At 58.9% G+C, this 20576-nt stretch carries 17 protein-coding genes; 2 read left to right on the forward strand and 15 right to left on the reverse strand.

Translation table 11 applies throughout. From position 1 onward, the window contains the following. The first annotated feature begins 54 nt into the window (after positions 1-54). Positions 55-1167: an ABC transporter substrate-binding protein gene (locus BCF11_RS26095; RefSeq protein WP_233212719.1), complete on the forward strand. Its 1113-nt coding sequence runs from the start codon at positions 55-57 to the stop codon at positions 1165-1167. A 133-nt stretch (positions 1168-1300) separates the two neighbouring features. Here the strand turns inward: BCF11_RS26095 and BCF11_RS26100 are convergent, their stop codons facing one another. The 3 genes from BCF11_RS26100 to BCF11_RS26110 all read right to left on the reverse strand — a co-directional run bounded on the left by BCF11_RS26100 (position 1301) and on the right by BCF11_RS26110 (position 5300). Then, complete coding sequence (locus BCF11_RS26100) at positions 1301-2755, reverse strand: Ppx/GppA phosphatase family protein (RefSeq protein WP_098497781.1); 1455 nt, start codon at positions 2753-2755, stop codon at positions 1301-1303. 202 nt (positions 2756-2957) lie between these two features. After that, positions 2958-4988, reverse strand: a complete 2031-nt coding sequence (locus BCF11_RS26105; RefSeq protein ID WP_098497991.1) for an ATP-dependent DNA helicase — start codon at positions 4986-4988, stop codon at positions 2958-2960. 111 nt (positions 4989-5099) lie between these two features. Then, positions 5100-5300: a YdcH family protein gene (locus tag BCF11_RS26110; protein ID WP_199111255.1), complete on the reverse strand. Its 201-nt coding sequence runs from the start codon at positions 5298-5300 to the stop codon at positions 5100-5102. 365 nt (positions 5301-5665) lie between these two features. Here BCF11_RS26110 and BCF11_RS26115 point away from each other — a divergent pair, with 365 nt between their 5' ends. Continuing rightward, positions 5666-6472: a PP2C family serine/threonine-protein phosphatase gene (locus tag BCF11_RS26115; protein ID WP_098497782.1), complete on the forward strand. Its 807-nt coding sequence runs from the start codon at positions 5666-5668 to the stop codon at positions 6470-6472. Positions 6473-6539: 67 nt separating this feature from the next. Here the strand turns inward: BCF11_RS26115 and BCF11_RS26120 are convergent, their stop codons facing one another. The 12 genes from BCF11_RS26120 to sdhC all read right to left on the reverse strand — a co-directional run bounded on the left by BCF11_RS26120 (position 6540) and on the right by sdhC (position 20462). Further along, positions 6540-7352, reverse strand: a complete 813-nt coding sequence (locus BCF11_RS26120; RefSeq protein ID WP_098497783.1) for a hypothetical protein — start codon at positions 7350-7352, stop codon at positions 6540-6542. 50 nt (positions 7353-7402) lie between these two features. Then, the gene (gene zapE / locus BCF11_RS26125) at positions 7403-8500 is read right to left on the reverse strand and encodes a cell division protein ZapE (protein WP_098497784.1); all 1098 of its coding nucleotides are present in this window, start codon (positions 8498-8500) and stop codon (positions 7403-7405) included. Positions 8501-8688: 188 nt separating this feature from the next. Further along, the gene (locus BCF11_RS26130) at positions 8689-9129 is read right to left on the reverse strand and encodes a hypothetical protein (protein ID WP_098497785.1); all 441 of its coding nucleotides are present in this window, start codon (positions 9127-9129) and stop codon (positions 8689-8691) included. Between the two features lie 12 nt (positions 9130-9141). Then, positions 9142-10569, reverse strand: coding sequence for a dihydrolipoyl dehydrogenase (lpdA, locus tag BCF11_RS26135; RefSeq protein ID WP_098497786.1), 1428 nt, complete (start codon positions 10567-10569; stop codon positions 9142-9144). 227 nt (positions 10570-10796) lie between these two features. Then, positions 10797-12062: a 2-oxoglutarate dehydrogenase complex dihydrolipoyllysine-residue succinyltransferase gene (gene odhB / locus BCF11_RS26140; protein ID WP_098497787.1), complete on the reverse strand. Its 1266-nt coding sequence runs from the start codon at positions 12060-12062 to the stop codon at positions 10797-10799. Between the two features lie 60 nt (positions 12063-12122). Beyond that, a complete protein-coding gene (locus BCF11_RS26145; RefSeq protein WP_098497788.1) occupies positions 12123-14978 on the reverse strand; it encodes a 2-oxoglutarate dehydrogenase E1 component in 2856 nt (951 codons plus the stop codon). Positions 14979-15303: 325 nt separating this feature from the next. Continuing rightward, positions 15304-16608 (reverse strand): citrate synthase, encoded by a 1305-nt coding sequence (gene gltA / locus BCF11_RS26150; RefSeq protein ID WP_098497789.1) that lies wholly within the window; start codon positions 16606-16608, stop codon positions 15304-15306. Between the two features lie 106 nt (positions 16609-16714). Next, on the reverse strand, positions 16715-16984 hold the full coding sequence (locus BCF11_RS26155; protein WP_098497790.1) for a succinate dehydrogenase assembly factor 2: 270 nt from the start codon (positions 16982-16984) through the stop codon (positions 16715-16717). Positions 16985-17093: 109 nt separating this feature from the next. Further along, positions 17094-17807, reverse strand: coding sequence for a succinate dehydrogenase iron-sulfur subunit (locus BCF11_RS26160; RefSeq protein WP_038489897.1), 714 nt, complete (start codon positions 17805-17807; stop codon positions 17094-17096). A 95-nt stretch (positions 17808-17902) separates the two neighbouring features. Continuing rightward, the gene (sdhA, locus tag BCF11_RS26165) at positions 17903-19681 is read right to left on the reverse strand and encodes a succinate dehydrogenase flavoprotein subunit (RefSeq protein ID WP_098497791.1); all 1779 of its coding nucleotides are present in this window, start codon (positions 19679-19681) and stop codon (positions 17903-17905) included. Positions 19682-19683: 2 nt separating this feature from the next. After that, on the reverse strand, positions 19684-20052 hold the full coding sequence (gene sdhD / locus BCF11_RS26170) for a succinate dehydrogenase, hydrophobic membrane anchor protein (protein ID WP_098497792.1): 369 nt from the start codon (positions 20050-20052) through the stop codon (positions 19684-19686). Next, entirely contained in the window at positions 20052-20462 is a 411-nt protein-coding gene (gene sdhC, locus BCF11_RS26175) for a succinate dehydrogenase, cytochrome b556 subunit (RefSeq protein WP_098497793.1), read from the reverse strand. The genes sdhD and sdhC overlap by 1 nt, the downstream gene beginning before the upstream one ends. Between the last annotated feature and the right edge of the window lie 114 nt (positions 20463-20576).

Genomic DNA, 20576 nt, shown 5'->3' on the forward strand with positions numbered 1-20576 from the left:
AGGACACTGCGACTCCTCCGCCACCTTATTTCAATTTTTCTGATGAACTTAAACTTGAAACGCATTTTGTGCAAGTGCCTGGCTGCTTTCTCTTTGTTCCTGCCCTTGCTGGCGCATGCTGCCGACACCATCGTGGTCGGCCAGGCCATCGACCTGTCCGGTCCGAACGCCGATCTTGGACGGGACTATGTGGCCGGTATAAAAACCTATTTTGACGTGCTGAACACCAAAGGCGGCATCAACGGCCGCCGTATCCAGTACCTGGTGCGCGACGACCGCGGCCAGGCCGACCTGGCTGTCAAGGCGGTGGCCGAGCTGATCGAGCAGGCCCACGTCTCTTATCTGTTCGGCGGCGTCGGCGACGACGTCACCCGCGCGGTGCTGAATTCCGCCGATTTCAAGCGCAGCGGCCTGACCCTGTACGCGCCGCTGGCCGGCGCCGACTACCTGAAGGACGCCAGGATCCTGTTCTGGCGGCCCAGCTACCAACAGGAAATCCGCCACATATTTTCCCATTTCGACAAGCTGGGAATCAAGGATATCGGCATCGTCTACCAGGAATCGGCCGCCAGCGCCGATGCCTATCAGCGCCTGCTGGAGCAGATGAAGGAAAGCGGCCTCAAGCTCAGCGGCACCGTCCACCTGAGCAAGGATGCGAAACAGATCAGCAAGGAAACCGCCGCCCTGGCGGCAGCCAAGCCGGGCTTCGTGATCATGGTGGCCGACACCGTCAACGCCGGCGTGTTCCTGAAAGAATTCCGCAAGCTGGCGCCGCAAACTTTTGTGGCAGGCTCTTCCCTCACCAACCTGACCACCCTGCGCCAGCTGGCTGGCGGCAAAGCCGTGGAATGGACGGTGTTTTCGCAAGTGGTGCCAAATCCCGGCATCGGCAGTTCGCCTATCCAGCTGGAACACCTCAACATGATGCGCAAATACCGCGATGAACCGGTGTCAGCCCTGACGCTGGAAGGCTTTGCCGCGGCCAAGACCTGGATCCGCCTGTTGCAGCTGGGCGCCAAGCGCGCGGCCGGCCAGCCTGAATACATCATTCCCGGCGGCGGCTTTGATATCGGCGGCTATATGATGGGCGAAACCGCCAGCAGCAACCATCTATCCAATTATGTCGATATTGCGCTGTTCAACAAGGCTAGCGGGCTGACCTACTAAGAACGCTTTACCTCATGCGTAGCGAGGACACTTCGTGCCCACGCGGGAATTCACTTCATCTACTAGTTATTTTGATGCTGCACGGGTCCGTACTCCGCCTATAGCGGTTACGCGCGGGCACGGGGTGCCCGCCCTACGTCCGGCGGATAGCGAAATCGACGCCGATCTCGCGCCACCAGTCCTGTTCCTTGGTCATCCAGTAGGTCGCGGTGGGATGGTCCTCGATCCAGTCGCGCTTGATGTCGAGCTCGATCTTGCTCTTCATTTTCAGGCGCAGTTCGTCAAGATCGATCTCTATGCGCGAATGCAGGAACATGACGGCCAGGCGCAGCGCCAGCACCGCCTTGGAGAAATCCGGATCAAGCAAGGCGTCGCTGATCTTGCGCAGGTTGCCCTTCTGCCCAAGGATCAGCATGCTCATCGCGCGCTGCTCGCGGGTGGTGAAACCGGAGAGGTCGGCGTTTTCGATCAGGTACGCGGCATGCTTGTGATAGCCGCTTTGCGACACCACCAGCCCGACCTCATGCAGCAAGGCGCTCCAGTGCAGATACTGGCTGAGGCCGTCACTGGCCGGCTTGAGCATTTCAAACAGCGAGGTTGCCGTTTCCGCAACACGGCTGGCGCGCAGCTGGTCGACGTGGAAACGCTGCGAGAAATCGTGCACCGACTGGTCGCGCCGGTCTAGCCGCGTGCCGCGCAACTGTAAATCCCACATCACGCCCATGCGCAGACCGGCTTCGATCGGCTGGATCACTTCAATGCCGAGTTCTTGCATCAGGCCGATCAGCACCGCCAGGCCGCCGACCATGACGGCGGCGCGCTCGGGCTTCATGCCGAGCAGGTCGATACGGCTGACATGACCGAACTCGACGAAGCGCGCGCGCAAGGCCTCCAGGCTGGTGTAAGACAGGCGATGATCGCCCAGGCCGTTCTTGTCGATGGTTTCGGCAATCGCGCGGATGGTGCCGGAAGAACCGTAGGCATGGCTCCAGTTTTGCGGCCGGTAAGGCGGCGCGGCATCTTCGAAATGGCTGCGCGCCGACAGCACCGCGGCATCGTAGGCGGCGGCGGTGATCTGGCCGTCGGCGAAGAACGCCAGGCTCTGGTTGACCGTGCCGATGCCGAACGATTCGACCCGCTCGATCTGCTGGCCGCGGCCCAGGATCAGTTCGGTGGAGCCGCCGCCGATGTCCAGCACCAACCGCTTTTCGTTGGGCAGGCGCAGCATGCTGGCGACACCCATGTAGATCAGGCGGCCTTCTTCCTCGCCCGAAATGATTTCAATCGGATAGCCGATCACTTGCTCGGCGATCGGCAGGAATTCGGCGGCGTTCTTGGCCACCCGCAGAGTGTTGGTGGCGACCACGCGCACCGCTTCCAGCTGGTAGTCGGCCAGGATATTGCGGAAGCGCGCCAGAGAATCCAGCGCCACCTGCATCGCCTGTTCGGTCAGGTAACCTTTGCTGTCGAGGCCGGCAGCCAGGCGGATCGGGTCGCGCGCACTCTTGATGACGCGGATCGCATCACCATTATATTTGCCAATATGCAAACGAAAACTGTTGGACCCCAAATCCACTGCTGCAAACATTGCTTACCTTTATCCAAACGAACGTTCGACAAAAACCCGCACCCTCAGCGCGCAGGGCTTGCGAAATGCAAGCTGCGACAATAGAGGCAGATTATTACATGCTGATGACAAGGCAGAGAGGCGTTCCTCAGCCCAGCTTAGCCGATCATGGCGGATCGCGCCAGCCGCGCCGTCATGAATGACGCAAGAACGATCATGCCAGTTATTCGGCAACCGTGTCGCCGCGCCAGAATGCCTTCACCGCATCCAACTCGCGGGTACGCTTGAACGGCGGCAGGCTTTGCCAAATGCGGCGGCCGTAGCCCTTGGAGATCAGGCGCGGATCACAGATCATCAGGACCCCGCGATCGCTTTCATCGCGGATCAGGCGGCCGGCGCCCTGCTTCAAGTTGATGATCGCGGCCGGCAGCTGATGGTGCATGAAGCCGTTCATGCCCTTGGATTCGAGCGCTTCGATGCGCGCCGCCAGCACCGGATCGTCCGGCGGCGAGAACGGCAGCTTGTCGATGATCACCAGCGACAGCGCTTCGCCGCGCACGTCGACCCCTTCCCAGAAGCTCTGGCTGCCGATCAGCACCGCATTGCCGGCGGCGCGGAAGCGGTCCAGCAGTTCGGTACGGCCGGCTTCGCCCTGCACCATCAGCGGAAAATCCAGATGGCGCGCTTCAAATTCGGCGCGCAGACGCTCCGCCGCGCGGTTGACGGCGCGAATGGTAGTACACAGCAGGAAAGCACGGCCGCCGGAGGCTTCGATCACTGGCAGCGCGGCATCGATCACGGCGTCGGTATAGTCCGGCGAATTCGGCTGCGGCAGGTTCTGCGGCACGTATAGCAGGCCTTGCTGGCCGTAGTCGAAGGGACTGGGCCAGGATTGCGCCGGCTCGTCGCCCAGGCCCATCTGCGCCGCGTAGTGCTGGAAATCGTTCTTGACCGCCAAGGTCGCCGAGGTAAAGATCCATGAGCGCGCCACGCCTTCGCGCTGCTTGTTGAAAATCGGCGCGATCGACAAGGGCGTCTGGTGCAACTGCAGCGACGACGAGAAAGCCTCGACCCACAAGACGCTGCCTTCGCCTTCATCAGCGGCCACCGCTTTGCCGGCCTTCTTGCCGCCACCCGCGACCGGCGTACTGTTCCAGCCGTCCAGCTTGTAGCCCAGTTCGACCGCGCGGGTGCGGCACTGCTCGATGGTTTCCGCTCGTTCCGCCTGCTTTTCCAACACGACGATCATGCCGTGCAACTGGCTGCGCATGGTTTCCAGCGCCGGGAAGAAAATGCTCGATGGCGCAATCTGGTTGACCGACAGCCGCACCACGTCTTGCGGGAAAGCCAGGCGCAGATCGCGCGCGGCCTTTTCCACCGGCAGCACGACCTGACCCCAGTCGGCGCCGTCGCGTGCGTGCGACAAGCCTTCCGCCAGCACATCGCGGCACAGCTCCAGGATCTGCGAGGTGGAGACGGTATTGCCAAAGAACAAAGTAGCGACTTCGGGCAGCTGGTGCGCCTCATCGAAGATCACGGTATTGGCCGACGGCAGCAATTCGGCGACGCCGGTATCCTTCAGCGCCACGTCGGCAAAGAACAGATGGTGATTGACCACCACCACGTCGGCCTGCTGCGCCTCCTTGCGCGCCTTCATGACGAAACAGTCCTGGTAGTACTGGCACTCGGCGCCCATGCAGGTATCGCGGGTCGAGGTCACCAGGTTCCAGATCGGCGCGGTTTCCGGCACCATCGACAGCTCGGCCTTGTCGCCGGACGAGGTGGTTTTCATGAAACGCGAGATTTCGCGCAGGTAGCCGACATCCTCGCGCGAGGTCATGCGGCCGTTCTGCAGCGTGCGTTCAAGGTGGAAATGGCAGACGTAGTTGGCGCGCCCCTTGAGCAGCGCAATCGAGACCGGCGCGCTGAGCGCCTTGCGCACGGTCGGTATGTCGCGCAGGAACAGCTGGTCCTGCAGGTTCTTCGTGCCGGTCGAGACGATCACCTTGCCGCCCCACAGCAGCGCCGGCACCAGATAGGCGAAGGTCTTGCCGGTGCCGGTGCCGGCTTCGGCAATCAGGGTTCTCTGCTGGGCGATCGCTTCGGCGATGGCTTTGGCCATTTCAGTCTGCGCTGCGCGCGGCCGGAAACCGCCTACCGCCTGTCCAAGCGGGCCGGAACTGGCGAACAGACGGTCAACATCAGCGTCGTGGACGCCGGGAGCGGGGATATTCGCTACGGCAGCAACGGCGATTTCGGCTGCAAGGGGGGATGTATCTTGGGTCAAGGTAACTTACTTAATATAAAGCGGCGGCTGGGATAGATGCCTGTTCTACTAGCATCCTACCAGCCTCAGGGTGAGCTATCAGGCAGGGATATCAGGAATTAATTGCATTCTTAACAGCGTAATCTGGTCCTTCAGTTGCAATTTGCGCTTTTTCAGGCGCCGCAACTGCAATTCCTCATACAGGACCTGGTTGGTCATGGTATGAATGGCGGCATCGAGATCGCGATGTTCGACTTCGAGTTCTATAATGCGGCGAAGGATTTCTTCTCGATCGATCATGGTCAGATTCTTGCGTTGGAAAATGTTAACATGTGGAAACACCTTGAAAATCATTCCTGCGTATAATATTTCCCATCAGCTTCTTACCGTTCTCATCCTGGATTGGTAAGCAGGTGGCGATCAGCGACGTGTTAGCGCCGGATCAAGGCCCGGCAAATCCGGAATTACCTGTAGTGTTTCGCATGTAAGGGCGCTTAAGAAATGGTGTATTTTCGTGTCAGGCTAGGCGCAAACCGGAGCGATAGCGAGCTATCGCGAGGATTTGCAACGACGCATGGCGCGAAAAGACACCGTTTATTAAGTGTCATTATGTGCGAAATACTACAACTACATTGAACAGGATGCAGTTTAATCTACCCAGACGAATGAGCCAATACAAGATCGAAGCCGGCACCGGCCAGCACATAGGTGACCGCCAGGAACAGCAGGACCGCACTGCACTATTTACCGCCCCGAAAGCGCCGGGCTACATGATGGCCGTGTTGGCGGATGGCATGGGCGGCCGCAGCGGCGGCGCGCTCGCCGCCGAGCAGGTGATTTGCACCGCCAAGCAGATATTCGAGGGATTTTCGCCCTTGATCGACAATGTCGAAGCCATGCTGCACAACATCGCGCTGGAAACCCATACAGTGATCAAGCTGAGCGGCTTTTCCAACGACAAGGATCCGCACACCACGATGGTGATCCTGGTGCTGTCGCCGGATGGCACTGCGACCTGGGGCCATGTCGGCGATTCGCGCCTGTACCGCTTCGACGGCCCCAATTTCGCCGAGCACACTATCGACCATTCCTATGTCGAAAAGCTGGTGGCGGAAGGCAAGCTGTCGCGCAGCGAGGCGAAATCGCACAACCTGTCCAACATCCTGCTCAATGCATTGGGTTCCAGCACCGATACGCCGAAGGTCACCATCAGCCGCCATACCGGCCTGAAGGCGGGCGACGCTTTCCTGCTGTGCTCGGACGGACTGTGGCATTACTTCACCGAAGACGAGCTGGGTGCGGCGATCGCCATGAACAAGCCGCGCGATGCGGCGGAAATGCTGATCAACAAGACCCGCAAGCGCGCCGAAGGCCACGCTGCCGACAACTGCACGTTCGCCATCGTCAAGCTGGTGGCGCCGCCCAAGGAAGCTGCCAGCTACACCGTCAAGAAGATGCGCCGCGCGGTTTAAAGCGGGGACTTAGAGCCGAAAAGAAGCAAGATAGCCGTTAGCCGCGGACGCAGCTAACGGCTTTATTTTATGGCTGTGCAGCGGGCGCCGCAGCCGGCGGCACAGGTGGCGTTGCAACAGGCGCTGCCGGCGCTTTCGTTTCAGCCGCCTTCTTGGCGGCCAGATCCTTGGCCTTGGCGGCCTTGTTGGCTGCTACTTCACGCTGGCGCGCCGCCGAATCCTGCGCCTTTTTCTCGAAAGCGGCGATATTCGCAGCCTTCTGCGATTCCTTGACGGCGGCGTCCTGCTTCGCTTTCAATTCACGCGCATTGTGGTCCGCCACGCGCTTGTCGGCCTCGCCCAGATGCTTGCGGGTGTTGGCTGCCACTTCTTTTTCCTTGGCCGCGCCCTGCTTGACCTTTTGCGCGTTGCTCAGTTTTTTTTCCTTCTGGTCCTGGGCCTTTTGCGTGTCCTCGGCCGGACGCTGGGCTTCGTTCGCCGCCAGCGCCTTGTCGCGCTCGTCGGCGCGATCCTTGCGCAAGAACGCATTGGCGGTGATGTCGACCGGACGGATCGCCTTCAATGCCAGGCGGCGCTGTTCCTTGGCGGCGTCGAGGCAATGGTTGACGAAAAACTTGGTATAACAGACCCGGCGCTGCTCCAGATCGCGCGCCGCCACCTCGGCCTTGGCGTCGGCGACGTCGTTCAGCGCCTTGTTGGAGACGTCCACAGAAGTCAGCGATTCCAGCGGGTAGCGCGCGGTCAGCTCGGCGGCCGGTTCGGCAACCGATTTGAGCGGGACGGCGTCTGCCGCCTGCGCGCCGGCGCTCAAGGCCAGCAGTGCTGCGGCCAGCGCCGGCACCAGACGCCGCGGCGCCAAATTCAAAGAGGCAAATTCCACTAGGACCTATCCATTTCTATACATTGTTTAGACACTACCGCAGAGCCGGCTCAGACGATGGAATCGGCTTCCGAGCGCCGTTCGCTATCCATGTACTCGCGCGACTGCATTTCCATGATACGCGACACGGTGCGGTGAAACTCATTGGCCAGCATGCCCTGCGTGTAGAGCTCTTCCGGCGGCACCGCCGCCGACATGATCAGCTTGATCTTGTGATCATAGAACACATCGATCAGCCAGGTAAACCGGCGCGCTTCGGACGACATGGCCGCCGACATCTGCGGGATACCGGACAATATCACCGTATGGAAGCGGCTGGCAATTTCGAGATAGTCATTTTGCGAGCGCGGGCCGCCGCACAAGGTGTTGAAATCGAACCAGATGGCCCCGCCAGCCTTGCGCAAGGCCTTTATTTTACGCGCTTCGATGTCCACCAGCGGATCTTCGTCGGCGGTTTCGGCCACCCCGGCAAACGCATGGCGCAAGGCGCGGTCGGTATCGGCGTTGAGCGGCGAGTGATAGGTTTCCACCTGCTCGAGCGCGCGCTTGCGGTAGTCGATGCCGGCGTCGATATTCATGACGTCCAGGTTGTCCTGCAGCAGCTTGATGGTCGGCAGCATGCGATCGCGGTGCAAGCCGTCCGGATACAGGGTGCTGGGCTCGTAGTTGGAGGTCATGACGAAAGACACGCCATTATCGAACAAGGCTCTCAGCAGGTTGTAGAGAATCATGGCGTCGGCGATATCGGACACATGAAACTCGTCGAAACAGATCAGGCGGTATTTCTTGGCCACCCGCTTGGCGACCTCGTCGAGCGGATCGGCAACGCCTTTCAGCTCGTCCAGCTGGCGATGCACGGCGCGCATGAATTCGTGGAAATGCAAACGAGTCTTGCGCACCACCGGCACCACTGAATAGAAACTGTCCATCAAAAACGATTTGCCGCGCCCGACGCCGCCCCACATGTAGACGCCGCGCGGCACGTCCGGCCGGTTGATCAGGCGCTTGAAGGAGCTCGAACGTTGCGCCTTGTACGCTACCCATTCGTCGTAGGCCCGCTGCAGGCGATCGACCGCGCGCCGTTGCGCCTCGTCAGCCTGGAAGCCGCGCTGCGTCAGCGCCTGTTCGTAAAACTCTAATACATTCATGGCTTTTCAGTTCAAAAATTCACAGAGCCGATGCGCGAAGCGTCATCCGTTCCATATTTGTCAATATCGCGGCAACGACATTAACAGAAAATCAATACTCGTGATTTTGCAGGGTTCAAAGCGGCGGCTAAAAATAAAAATGGGCGAGCTTTCGCTCACCCACTTCAACTCAGGAACCAGCCAAGCAACTATGACCGCCCCATTTCCACCAGCACACGGCTGGGATAGGCTTTTTCCTTGCCGCCGAAACTGAGCGGCAGGCTGACGCCGATCCCGATGCCGGAGGCGCCGACGCCGCCGCTGCCGCCCGCGGCGCCGATGCCGACGCTAGGGGAATTCAAGCCAGGCGGCGCCCGGTACACCACTTCCGAAGTGCGGTAGCCGGGCTTATCGCACACTACGTGCAGGTCGCCGTCGGCAGCGACGATCAGGACATCGCCCGGCGTCACCACATTCCAGCGGCTGCTGTCGGTTTTCACCACGCAGCGCGCCCCTTCCAGCTGCTGGCTGTCGGAACTGGCTTCGATCAGCACGTGACCGTTCTCCGACGCTACAGTGGCGCAACCGGATAATGCAAGGCCTAACATCAGAGTCAGCAACAGTGACGGCGACAGCTGCAGAACACGCATCTTGCTTCTTTCTTAAAAATTCAAAGACCGCTTGTCGACCGCCAGCGCTGCTTCCTTGGTCGCTTCCGACAAGGATGGGTGCGCATGGCAGATACGGGCAATGTCTTCCGCCGAGGCGCGGAATTCCATCGCCACCACGGCTTCCGAAATCAGCTCGGAAGCCATCGGACCGACAATATGGACACCCAGGATTTCGTCAGTCTTGGCATCCGCCAGGAACTTGACCATGCCCGAAGTATCGCCCAAGGCGCGCGCCCGGCCATTCGCCAAGAACGGGAAAGTGCCAGCCTTGTATGCTACTCCATCTGCCTTAAGTTGTTGTTCTGTCTTGCCAACCCATGCGATTTCCGGCGAGGTGTAGATCACCCACGGAATGGTGTTGAAATTGACGTGACCATGCTGCCCGGCAATACGCTCGGCAACCGCAACGCCCTCTTCCTCAGCCTTGTGCGCCAGCATCGGGCCGCGCACCACATCGCCTACCGCCCAGACGTTCGGCAGGTTGGTCTTGCAGTCGTCGTCAACCGCGATGAAACCACGCTCGTCCAGCTTCAGGCCGACTGCTTCGCCATTCAAGCCGATAGTGTTCGGCGTGCGGCCGATCGAAACGATCAGCTTGTCGTACACGGCTTTCTGTGCGGCGCCGGTGGCGTCGACATATTCCACTGTCACATCGTTCTTGCCAGTCGTGATGGCGCCGATCTTGACGCCCAGGCTGACCTTCAAACCTTGCTTGGCGAAAAGTTTACCGGCTTCCTTGGCGATCTGCTCATCGACTGCGCCGAGGAAAGCCGGCAGCGCTTCCAGCACGCTGACTTCCGCGCCCAGGCGGCGCCATACGCTGCCCATTTCGAGGCCGATGACACCGGCGCCGATAACACCCAGTTTAGCCGGAACCGCGTCAATTGCCAGCGCGCCGGTATTCGACAGGATCAGTTTTTCATCGAACGGTGCGCCAGGCAGTTCGCGGGCGTTGGAACCGGTCGCCAGCACGATGTGCTTGGCGCTGATGGTTTCTTCCGTGGCGCCGGCAACCTTGATTTCATAACCGCCGGCATCGCCCTTGACGAAGGAACCGCGGCCGTGGAAAAAGGACACCTTGTTTTTCTTGAACAGGTACAGGATGCCTTCGTTATTCTGTTTGACAACGCCGTCCTTGCGCGCCAGCATCTGGCCCAGGTTCAGCTCCAGGCCCTTGACATTGATGCCGTGCTCGGCGAACGCATGACCGGCATGCTCGAAATGCTCAGACGACTGCAACAGCGCCTTGGAAGGAATGCAGCCAACGTTGGTGCAGGTGCCGCCCGGCGCCGGGCCGTTCTTGGCGTTTTTCCATTCATCGATACAGGCTGTGCTGAAACCCAGTTGTGCGGCGCGAATCGCTGCAATGTAACCGCCAGGACCGCCACCGATCACTACGACATCAAATTGTTTGCTCATTTTCCATCCTTGGAGTTGTTGCCTTGCCATCTCGCCGCCGCTTTGCCTGCCGGCGCGGTCAATTGCCGCCGCTGCCGGCAAACGCCCGCAGCAAGAGACCAGGCGCTCATCAATTACTTATCATTACTTAGCCACCTAAGCGACGCGCCCTGCTCTGTTTTCTGCACCGTTTAAAGGGCAAAAAACAGAATCAGGGCGCGCCTGCCTAGCCTTGGCGGATTTGAAGCTTACAGGTCCAGCAACAGACGGGCTGGATCTTCCAGCGCTTCTTTCATCGCCACCAGCGCCAGCACTGCTTCACGACCGTCGATGATGCGGTGATCGTAAGACATGGCCAGGTAGTTCATCGGACGCACCACGATCTGGCCGTTTTCGACAACTGCACGGTCCTTGGTCGCATGCACGCCCAGGATCGCCGATTGTGGCGGGTTGATGATCGGCGTCGACAGCATCGAACCGAAAGTGCCACCGTTGGAGATCGAGAATGTACCGCCGGTCAGATCGTCCAGGGTCAGCTTGCCGTCCTTGGCCTTGGCGCCGAATTCGCCGATTTTCTTCTCGATGTCAGCGATCGACATTTGATCCGCATCGCGCAATACAGGCACCACCAGGCCGCGTGGCGAACCGACCGCGATACCGATATCGAAATAGCCGTGGTAGACGATGTCGTTGCCGTCTACCGAAGCGTTGACGATCGGGTATTTTTTCAGTGCGGCAACCGCAGCCTTAACGAAGAACGACATGAAGCCGAGCTTGACGCCGTGTTCTTTTTCGAACTTGTCTTTGTACTTGGTGCGCAGATCCATGACCGGCTGCATGTTGACTTCATTGAATGTCGTCAGGATGGCGTTGGTCGATTGCGATTGCACCAGGCGCTCGGCGATACGTGCACGCAGGCGGCTCATCGGCACGCGCTCTTGCGGACGGTCGTCCAGGTTGGCTTTGGTCGGCACTGCAACTTGCTGCAACAGCGCTTTGGCTGGCGCTGCCGCCAGCGGCGCCGGCGCAGGTGTTGCTGCCTTGTTGGCTACCGCTCCGATAACGTCGCCCTTGGTCACGCGGCCGTCTTTGCCGCTGCCTGCAACCTGAGTTGCCGACATATTGTTTTCCGCCAGCATTTTTGCTGCGGCCGGCATGGCGATGCCTGCGGCCGATTTCGATTGCAACTCAGGCGCTGCCACCGGTGTCGGCGCGTGGCCGGCTTGCGGTACTGGCACGGCTGCGACTTCCATCGGGCTGACCTTGGCCGAAGCGTCGGTGTCGATCACGGCGATGATTTCATCTGCCACCACGGTGCTGCCGTCGCCCTTGATCAGCTGGACGATCACGCCGTCGGCCGGGGCCGGCAGTTCCAGTACCACTTTATCTGTTTCGATATCGATCAGGTTCTCGTCGCGCTTGACTGCGTCGCCGATTTTCTTATGCCATGTCAACAAAGTCGCTTCGGCGACGGATTCCGACAATTGCGGAACTTTTACTTCAAGAAGTGCCATTTAATTCTCCGTAAGATGGTGCGGCGGCGGGCGGATCATCCAGACCCGCCCTATCGTCAATTATTTGGTAAGAACAAAGCCTTTGAGCTTGGAAAATGCAGTGTCCAGCAATGCTTTTTGCTGCGCATAGTGCTTGTCGTAGTAACCGACAGCAGGCGATGCGCTGGCTGGACGGCCTGCATACGCAAGCTTTTGACCATCTTCCAGATTTTCAAAAATATTGTGCTGGATCTGCAGCCAGGCGCCCTGGTTCTGCGGCTCGTCCTGCGTCCACACCAGCTCATTAAAGTTCGGGAACTGCTTCAGTTCGGCAGCGAACGCCTTGTGCGGGAATGGATACAGCTGTTCCACACGGATAATCGCGACATCGGTCTGACCACGCTCTTTACGGGCATTGACTAGATCGTAGTAAACCTTGCCGGAGCAAGCGACGATGCGCTTGACCTTCTTGGGATCGATCTTGTCATCGACTTCGCCGATGACGGTCTGGAAGCTGCCCTTGCTGAAGTCGGACAATGGCGAACCCGCGTCCTTGTTACGCAACAGCGACTTCGGCGTCATGATCACCAGCGGCTTGCGGAACAGGCGGATCATCTGGCGGCGCAGCAGATGGAAGATCTGCGCTGCGGTAGTCGGCTGCACCACTTGCATGTTGTTGTCCGCGCACAGCTGCAGATAACGTTCCAGGCGTGCCGACGAGTGTTCCGGACCCTGGCCTTCGTAACCGTGCGGCAGCATCATGACCAGGCCGGAAGCGCGGCCCCACTTCACTTCGCCGGAGCTGATGAACTGGTCGATCACGACTTGCGCGCCGTTGGCGAAATCGCCGAACTGGGCTTCCCAGATGGTCAGCGTGTTTGGCTCCGCGGTGGAGTAACCGTATTCGAAACCGAGCACGGCTTCTTCCGACAGCACCGAGTCGATCACCTTGAACGGCGCTTGCTGTTCCGAGATGTTTTGCAGCGGAATGTAGCTGCCGGCATCCCAACGCTCACGGTTTTGATCGTGCAGCACCGCGTGGCGATGGACGAAAGTACCGCGGCCGGCATCTTGGCCTGTCAGGCGGATGGCGTAGCCCGACGATACCAGCGATGCGTATGCCAGATGCTCGCCCATGCCCCAGTCGAGGTTGAGTTCGCCGCGGCCCATGGCGGCGCGGTCGTTCAGTACTTTCTCGACCAGCGCGTGGACCTTGAAGTTTTCCGGCACGGTAGTGATACGGCCGGCCAGGCGCTTCAGCTCAGTCACCGGCACCGAAGTGTCGGCAGCGTCAGTCCACTTGCGGTTCAGGAACGGCAGCCAGTCGACTGCATACTTGCTCTTGAAGTTGGAGATGACCGGATCGACCGTGTGCCTGCCGGCATCCATCGCATCGCGGAAAGCCTTGACCATGGCGTCGCCATCATCGGCTGCGATCGTACCCTGGGCAGCCAGTTTGTCCGCGTACAGCTTGCGGGTGCCCGGATGCTGGCCGATCTTCTTGTACATCAGCGGCTGTGTCAGCGCCGGCGTATCTTGTTCGTTGTGACCGAGTTTGCGGAAGCAGATGATATCGACCACGATATCCTTCTTGAATTCCATGCGGTAGTCGAGCGCGATCTGGGTGGCGTACACCACGGCTTCAGGATCGTCGCCGTTGACGTGCAGCACCGGCGCTTCAATCATCTTGACCACGTCCGAGCAATACAGGGTCGAACGGGAATCGCGCGGATCGGAAGTGGTGAAACCGATCTGGTTGTTGATCACGATATGCACTGTACCGCCTGTGCCGTAACCGCGCGTCTGCGCCAGGTTCAGGGTTTCCATGACCACGCCCTGGCCGGCGAATGCGGCATCGCCGTGCACCAGGATCGGCAGCACTTGCGAACCGTCGGTATCGCCGCGGCGTTCCATACGGGCCTTGACCGAACCTTCAACCACAGGGTTGACGATTTCCAGGTGCGACGGGTTGAACGCCAGCGACAGATGCACCGGGCCGCCAGGGCTGGTGATGTCGGACGAGAAACCTTGGTGATACTTGACGTCGCCGGCCGGCAGGTCGTCGGCATGCTTGCCTTCGAATTCCGCGAACAATTCCTGCGGCATCTTGCCCAGGGTGTTGACCAGCACGTTCAGGCGGCCGCGGTGGGCCATGCCGATAACGATTTCCTGGACGCCCTTTTCACCGGCGCGCTGGATGGTTTCATCCAGGGAGACGATGAAGCTTTCGCCGCCTTCCAGCGAGAAGCGCTTCTGGCCGACATAGCGTGTATGCAGGTAGCGCTCCAGGCCTTCAGCCGCGGTCAGGCGGTCGAGGATGTGTTTTTTCTTTTCCGCGGTGAATACCGGCGCCGAGCGGGTCGACTCCAGGCGCTCTTGCATCCAGCGCTTTTCAGTCGGATCGCTGATGTACATGTACTCGGTACCGATCGAACGGCAATAGGTCTCGCGCAGCGCATTCAGCAGATCGCGCAGGGTTGCCGTTTCGGGACCGAAATAGGTATTGCTGATGTTGAACACGATGTCCATGTCGGCATCGGTGAAACCGTAGAAGCTCGGCTCCAGTTCCGGCAGCGCGGAACGTTCCTGGCGTTGCAGCGGGTCCAGGTTGGCCCAGCGCGAACCCAGGTAGCGGTAGGCAGCGATCAGTTGCGTTGCAGCAACGCGCTTGAAGCCCATTTCAGCATCGGCTGAAGCGGAGATGGTACGGATAGGACCTTGCTTGGCGCGCTCGGCGAACGAGGCGATGACGGATGCGTGACCTACGTCAGGCTTGTCGGAACCGTCGACGGCAGGCACGTGCTGCATGGCGTCGAAATAAGCACGCCAGTTGTCGGCAACTGAACCGGGATTGTCGAGGTATGACTCGTACAGCTCTTCAATGTACGGTGCATTACCTCCGAAGAGATAAGAATTAGAGCGGTATTGTTGCATCATCTTGCTCACCTTTCTTCGCGTTTCGCGAGATTAGCGGGTTAACATAACCTTCCGCGACACGGCCTGACCGGTTAGCGGATTGCACATCAAGTTGTGGGGAAGGGCTCTATTGCTGTGTTCTTTTACTGCTACTTAAAAATTCGGGTATTTCTTATTCCTGCCCTTCAAAACACGCTCACCACATGTTCTTACTACGCTGCAGCCTTATAAATCGGCACAGAATAAGAGCATAGCATAACCTGCAGAAATGCAAACAGCGAATCCGTGGATTCGCTGTTTTTGTGTTGTATCAGGATGTTAATGAACCCCGCCTACTGACGCAGGATCAGCCGCGTTTGTCCATTGCAGGCACATCGCGGGTCGGCGAACCGACGAACAACTGGCGTGGACGGCCGATTTTTTGCTCGGGATCGGAAATCATCTCGTTCCATTGCGCGATCCAGCCGACAGTACGGGCCATGGCGAAGATGCCGGTGAACAGCGAGGTCGGGATGCCCAGCGCCGATTGCACGATGCCGGAGTAGAAATCGACGTTCGGATAGAGCTTGCGGGAAACGAAGTATTCGTCTTCCAGCGCCACTTTTTCCAGCGCCATCGCCAGTTTGAACAATGGGTCGTCATGCAGGCCCAGTTCGTTCAGCACTTCGTAGCAGGTTTCACGCATCAGCTTGGCGCGCGGATCGAAGTTCTTGTAGACGCGGTGACCGAAGCCCATCAGCTTGACGCCGGAGTTCTTGTCCTTCACCTGGGCGATAAATGCAGGGATATTGTCGACCGTGCCGATTTCCTTCAGCATGTTGAGCGCCGCTTCGTTGGCGCCGCCGTGGGCAGGACCCCACAGGCAGGCGATACCGGCAGCGATACAGGCGAACGGATTGGCGCCGCTGGAACCAGCCAGGCGCACAGTCGAAGTCGAAGCATTCTGCTCGTGGTCGGCATGCAGAGTCAGGATACGGTCGAGCGCGCGCACCAGCACGTCGTTGACCTTGTACTCTTCGCATGGCGTCGAGAACATCATGTGCATGAAGTTCGCGCTGTACGACAGTTCGTTGCGCGGATAGACGAAAGGCTGGCCAACGTTGTACTTGTAAGCCATGGCGACCAGGGTCGGCAGCTTGGCGATCAGGCGGATGGCCGACACTTCGCGGTGGCGCGGATCGGTGATGTCCAGCGAATCATGGTAGAACGACGACAAGGCGCCGACGGTGCCGACCAGCACAGCCATCGGATGGGCGTCGCGACGGAAACCGCGGAAGAAGAATTGCATCTGCTCGTGCACCATGGTGTGCTGGGTCACGGTAGCGTCGAACTTTGTCTTTTCGGCCGCGGTCGGCAGTTCGCCGTTCAGCAGCAGGTAGCAGGTTTCCAGGAAGTCGCAATTGACCGCCAGCTGCTCGATCGGGTAACCGCGGTATTGCAGCTCACCCTTGTCGCCATCGATGTAGGTGATCGACGAATTACATGCCGCCGTCGACATGAAACCCGGGTCGTAAGTGAATTTGCCGGTAGCGCCGTACAGCTTGCGGATATCGATGACTTCGGGGCCGACGGTGCCCTTGTAAATAGGAAATTCTACGGATGGGCTGCCATCGGAAAACGATAGCGTGGCTTTTGTATCAGCGGTGGTCATGGCTCTTCCCTCAATCAAAAGGTGACTCTAAATCAAAAAAACAAAAGACGTGTTTGCAAGCTGTGCTACGTCTTCAGCGGCTGTCGCCGCCTGTGAAGACACAAGCTTAAGCAGTGCGTATTCTGGCTAACAGGGCATGCACTTGCGGCAAATCAAGCAAGCCGTCCGGTTCTTTACGGACCAGTAGCAAATCCATTAGTTCATTGTCTGACAATTCCATCAAACGCGAAAAAGCGTCGACGTCATCATCCGTCATGCTGGCTTCATTTGCATCCAGGTAACGGGTCAGTATCAAATCGTTTTCAAGCAGACCGCGTCTTGCGCGCCAGCGCAGTCGGGCTCGGTTGGCGGGATCGGCTTGATGGGTGATAGTCATGGCAAGCACTTATTCTATTTGAAATCGCTGTTCGCCGCAGTCGACGAACAGTTCTAAAACCAGGGCGGGAGATTGCAACGGTGCGCCACAGTCTCGCCACCCTGCTCGCTTATACCGCGCGACGCACCATCAGTTCTTTGATCTTGCCGATTGCTGCATTCGGGTTCAGACCCTTAGGACAGACATCGACGCAGTTCATGATCGAACGGCAACGGAACAAACGATACGGATCTTCCAGGTTGTCCAGGCGCGCGCCGGTGGCTTCGTCGCGGCTGTCGGCGATGAAACGGTAGGCTTGCAGCAGGCCGGCCGGACCGACGAACTTGTCCGGATTCCACCAGAACGACGGGCAGGAAGTCGAGCAGCATGCGCACAGGATGCACTCGTACAGGCCATCCAGTTCTTCACGCTGTTCAGGCGATTGCAGACGCTCTTTTTCCGGCGGGATGTTGTCGTTGATCAGGAACGGCTTGATCGACTCGTACTGCTTGAAGAACTGCGTCATGTCGACGATCAGGTCGCGGATCACCGGCAAGCCTGGCAGCGGCTTCAAGATGATCGGCTCGCTCAGCTCGTTCAGGTTGGTGGTGCAAGCCAGACCGTTCTTGCCGTTGATGTTCATGGCGTCGGAACCGCACACGCCTTCACGGCACGAGCGGCGCAGGGCCAGCGAATCGTCGACGTCGGCCTTGATGCGTTGCAGCGCATCCAGCAGCATCTTGTCGGTTGGCAGCAGTTCCACCGTCAGGTCCTGCATGTAAGGCTTGGCATCCTTATCGGGATCGTAGCGGTAGATTTTGAATTTCAAAGTACGTGATGACATGGCTATACCTCTTGTTTTGGCGTTTTTATCTAGTCAGTTGAGGACAGAGTAATTCGGCGCACGGCGGCGCCTCTTAAACTCTGTCCCGCAACCAGTTAGAACGTGCGTGGCTTTGGCTTGAACGTATCAACTGTCAGCGGTTTGGTAATCACTGGCTTGTAGTCGAGACGATTACCTTCGGAGTACCACAAGGTGTGCTTCATCCAGTTTTCGTCATCACGCTTTTCATAATCGCGATGCGCGTGGGCGCCGCGCGATTCCTTACGGGCTGCGGCCGAAGTGATGGTGGCCTTGGCGGTTTCGATCAGATTGTCCAGTTCCAGCGCTTCGACACGTGCGGTGTTGAAGACCTTGGACTTGTCCTTGAACGAAACATGCTTGCGCCGCTCGTCCAGCACCATGATTTCCTTGTAGCCTTGCTGCAGCAGCTCGTCGGTACGGAACACACCGCAGTAGTGCTGCATGGTCTTGCGGATATCGCCGGCCACGTCTTGCACGCGCTCGGAACCGGTGCTGGTTTCCAGCTTGGCCAGACGCGCCAGGGCGACGTCGGCTGCATCCGCCGGCAACGGCTTGTTGCTGCGCTCCTTGAGCTTGCTGTCGACAATGTGATTGCCGGCCGCGCGGCCGAACACCACCAGGTCCAGCAGCGAGTTGGTGCCGAGGCGGTTGGCGCCGTGCACCGAAACGCAGGCGCATTCGCCGATAGCGTACAGACCGTTGACCACCGCGTTAGGGATACCGTTTTTCGGCACCACCACCTGACCATACACATTGGTTGGGATACCGCCCATTTGATAGTGGATGGTAGGCACGACCGGGATCGGTTCTTTCAGGGCATCGACGTTAGCAAACTTGTGGCCGATTTCCAGGATCGACGGCAGGCGCTTCATGATGGTTTCGGCGCCGATGTGGCGCAGGTCCAGCATCACGTGGTCCTTGTTCGGACCGCAGCCGCGGCCTTCCTTGATTTCCTGGTCCATCGAACGCGACACGAAGTCGCGCGGCGCCAGGTCTTTCAGGGTTGGCGCATAGCGCTCCATGAAACGTTCGCCGTTGGCGTTGATCAGGATCCCGCCTTCGCCGCGCACGCCTTCAGTGATCAGCACACCCGCGCCGGCCACGCCGGTCGGGTGGAACTGCCAGAATTCCATGTCTTCCAACGGCAGGCCGGCACGCGCCGCCATACCCATGCCGTCGCCGGTATTGATGAAGGCATTGGTGGAAGCCGCCCAGATGCGCCCTGCACCGCCGGTCGCCATAACCGTGGTCTTGGCTTCCAGGATCATGACATCGCCGGTTTCCATTTCCAGCGCAACCACGCCGATGACATCGCCTTCGGCATCGCGCACCAGATCGATCGCCATCCACTCAACGAAGAAGTGGGTCTTGGCGCGCACATTGCGCTGGTACAGCGTGTGCAGCAGTGCGTGACCGGTACGGTCGGCAGCGGCGCAGGCGCGCGCTACCGGCTTTTCGCCGAAATTGGCCGAGTGGCCGCCGAACGGACGCTGGTAAATGGTGCCGTCGGCGTTGCGGTCGAACGGCATGCCGAAGTGTTCCAACTCGTACACAGCCTTAGGCGCTTCGCGACACATGAATTCGATCGCGTCCTGGTCGCCCAGGTAATCCGAGCCCTTGACGGTGTCGAACATGTGCCAGTACCAGCTGTCCTCGGACATGTTGCCGAGGGAAGCGCCGATACCGCCCTGCGCTGCCACTGTGTGCGAACGGGTAGGAAATACCTTCGACAGTACTGCAACGTTCAAGCCAGCTTCCGCCAACTGCAGCGAAGCACGCATGCCGGATCCGCCGGCGCCAACGATAACCGCATCAAAGCGGCGTGTAGGAATTGTGGATTTGATTGCTGACACGATTACACTCTCCACAAAATCTGCGCCGCCCATCCGGCACAACCGACCAACCACAGGATTGTGGCAACTTGCAAGACCAGACGCAGAGCGACCGGCTTGACGTAATCCATCCAGATATCACGCACGCCTATCCATGCATGAAAAAACAGCGCCATCAGCGCTACAAAAGTAGCCAGCTTGAACCACTGGTGAGAAAACAGACCTGCCCAGCCTTCATAGGTGAAGTTGCTGGCAGTCAGGAAAGAAATCAGAAGAATGACGGTATAGAGCGCCATGACCACGGCTGTAACGCGCTGCGCCAGCCAGTCGCGCAAACCGTAATGCGCTCCCACTACCAGGCGCTTACCGCCGATATTGTTGTTATCAGCCATTAGAATGCTCCGAACAGTTTCAATGCAACGACCAGCGCCAGCGGCACGCTGATGATCAGGACGCTTGCAGCCGACTTGCGCGCGCTTTCCTTGCTCAGGCCGATATGATTGTCCATGACGAGGTGGCGGATGCCGGCGCAGAAATGATGCAGGTAAGCCCAGGACAGGGCCAGTATGACAAGCTTGACGAACCAGCCCGACGTAAAGCCTTTGAAATATTCGAAAGAGCTTTCAGATACCAGGCTTTTATCCAGCATGAACAAGATGAAAGGCAAGAGCAAAAACATCAGCAAGCCACTAACACGATGCAAGAAAGAAACTAGACCAGCCAATGGCAAACGATAGCTGCTTAGTTCGGTAATGTGAATATTACGAAACTGTGGCCGATTGGGCTTCGCGGCTTCAGACATAACAGGGTTCTCCTCAGTTTAAAAATTTACTGCAAGCGCAATCCCGCAATTTTCGCCGATTTTTGTGCAGCACACCAATAGTTATTATTCGTTATTGCGAATAATCGCCGGCGC

This window comes from Collimonas sp. PA-H2, assembly GCF_002564105.1.
In the GTDB taxonomy this organism is placed as follows: Bacteria; Pseudomonadota; Gammaproteobacteria; order Burkholderiales; family Burkholderiaceae_D; genus Collimonas.

What these genes read in the sequence shown, in the direction of transcription:
- BCF11_RS26145 (WP_098497788.1), bottom strand. Translation starts at nt 14,978, where the DNA reads ATGATGCAACAATACCGCTCTAATTCTTATCTCTTCGGAGGTAATGCA.
- odhB (WP_098497787.1), bottom strand. Translation starts at nt 12,062, where the DNA reads ATGGCACTTCTTGAAGTAAAAGTTCCGCAATTGTCGGAATCCGTCGCC.
- BCF11_RS26100 (WP_098497781.1), bottom strand. Translation starts at nt 2,755, where the DNA reads ATGTTTGCAGCAGTGGATTTGGGGTCCAACAGTTTTCGTTTGCATATT.
- BCF11_RS26115 (WP_098497782.1), top strand. Translation starts at nt 5,666, where the DNA reads ATGAGCCAATACAAGATCGAAGCCGGCACCGGCCAGCACATAGGTGAC.
- BCF11_RS26130 (WP_098497785.1), bottom strand. Translation starts at nt 9,129, where the DNA reads ATGCGTGTTCTGCAGCTGTCGCCGTCACTGTTGCTGACTCTGATGTTA.
- gltA (WP_098497789.1), bottom strand. Translation starts at nt 16,608, where the DNA reads ATGACCACCGCTGATACAAAAGCCACGCTATCGTTTTCCGATGGCAGC.
- BCF11_RS26155 (WP_098497790.1), bottom strand. Translation starts at nt 16,984, where the DNA reads ATGACTATCACCCATCAAGCCGATCCCGCCAACCGAGCCCGACTGCGC.
- BCF11_RS26110 (WP_199111255.1), bottom strand. Translation starts at nt 5,300, where the DNA reads ATGATCGATCGAGAAGAAATCCTTCGCCGCATTATAGAACTCGAAGTC.
- zapE (WP_098497784.1), bottom strand. Translation starts at nt 8,500, where the DNA reads ATGAATGTATTAGAGTTTTACGAACAGGCGCTGACGCAGCGCGGCTTC.
- BCF11_RS26160 (WP_038489897.1), bottom strand. Translation starts at nt 17,807, where the DNA reads ATGTCATCACGTACTTTGAAATTCAAAATCTACCGCTACGATCCCGAT.
- sdhD (WP_098497792.1), bottom strand. Translation starts at nt 20,052, where the DNA reads ATGGCTGATAACAACAATATCGGCGGTAAGCGCCTGGTAGTGGGAGCG.
- lpdA (WP_098497786.1), bottom strand. Translation starts at nt 10,569, where the DNA reads ATGAGCAAACAATTTGATGTCGTAGTGATCGGTGGCGGTCCTGGCGGT.
- sdhC (WP_098497793.1), bottom strand. Translation starts at nt 20,462, where the DNA reads ATGTCTGAAGCCGCGAAGCCCAATCGGCCACAGTTTCGTAATATTCAC.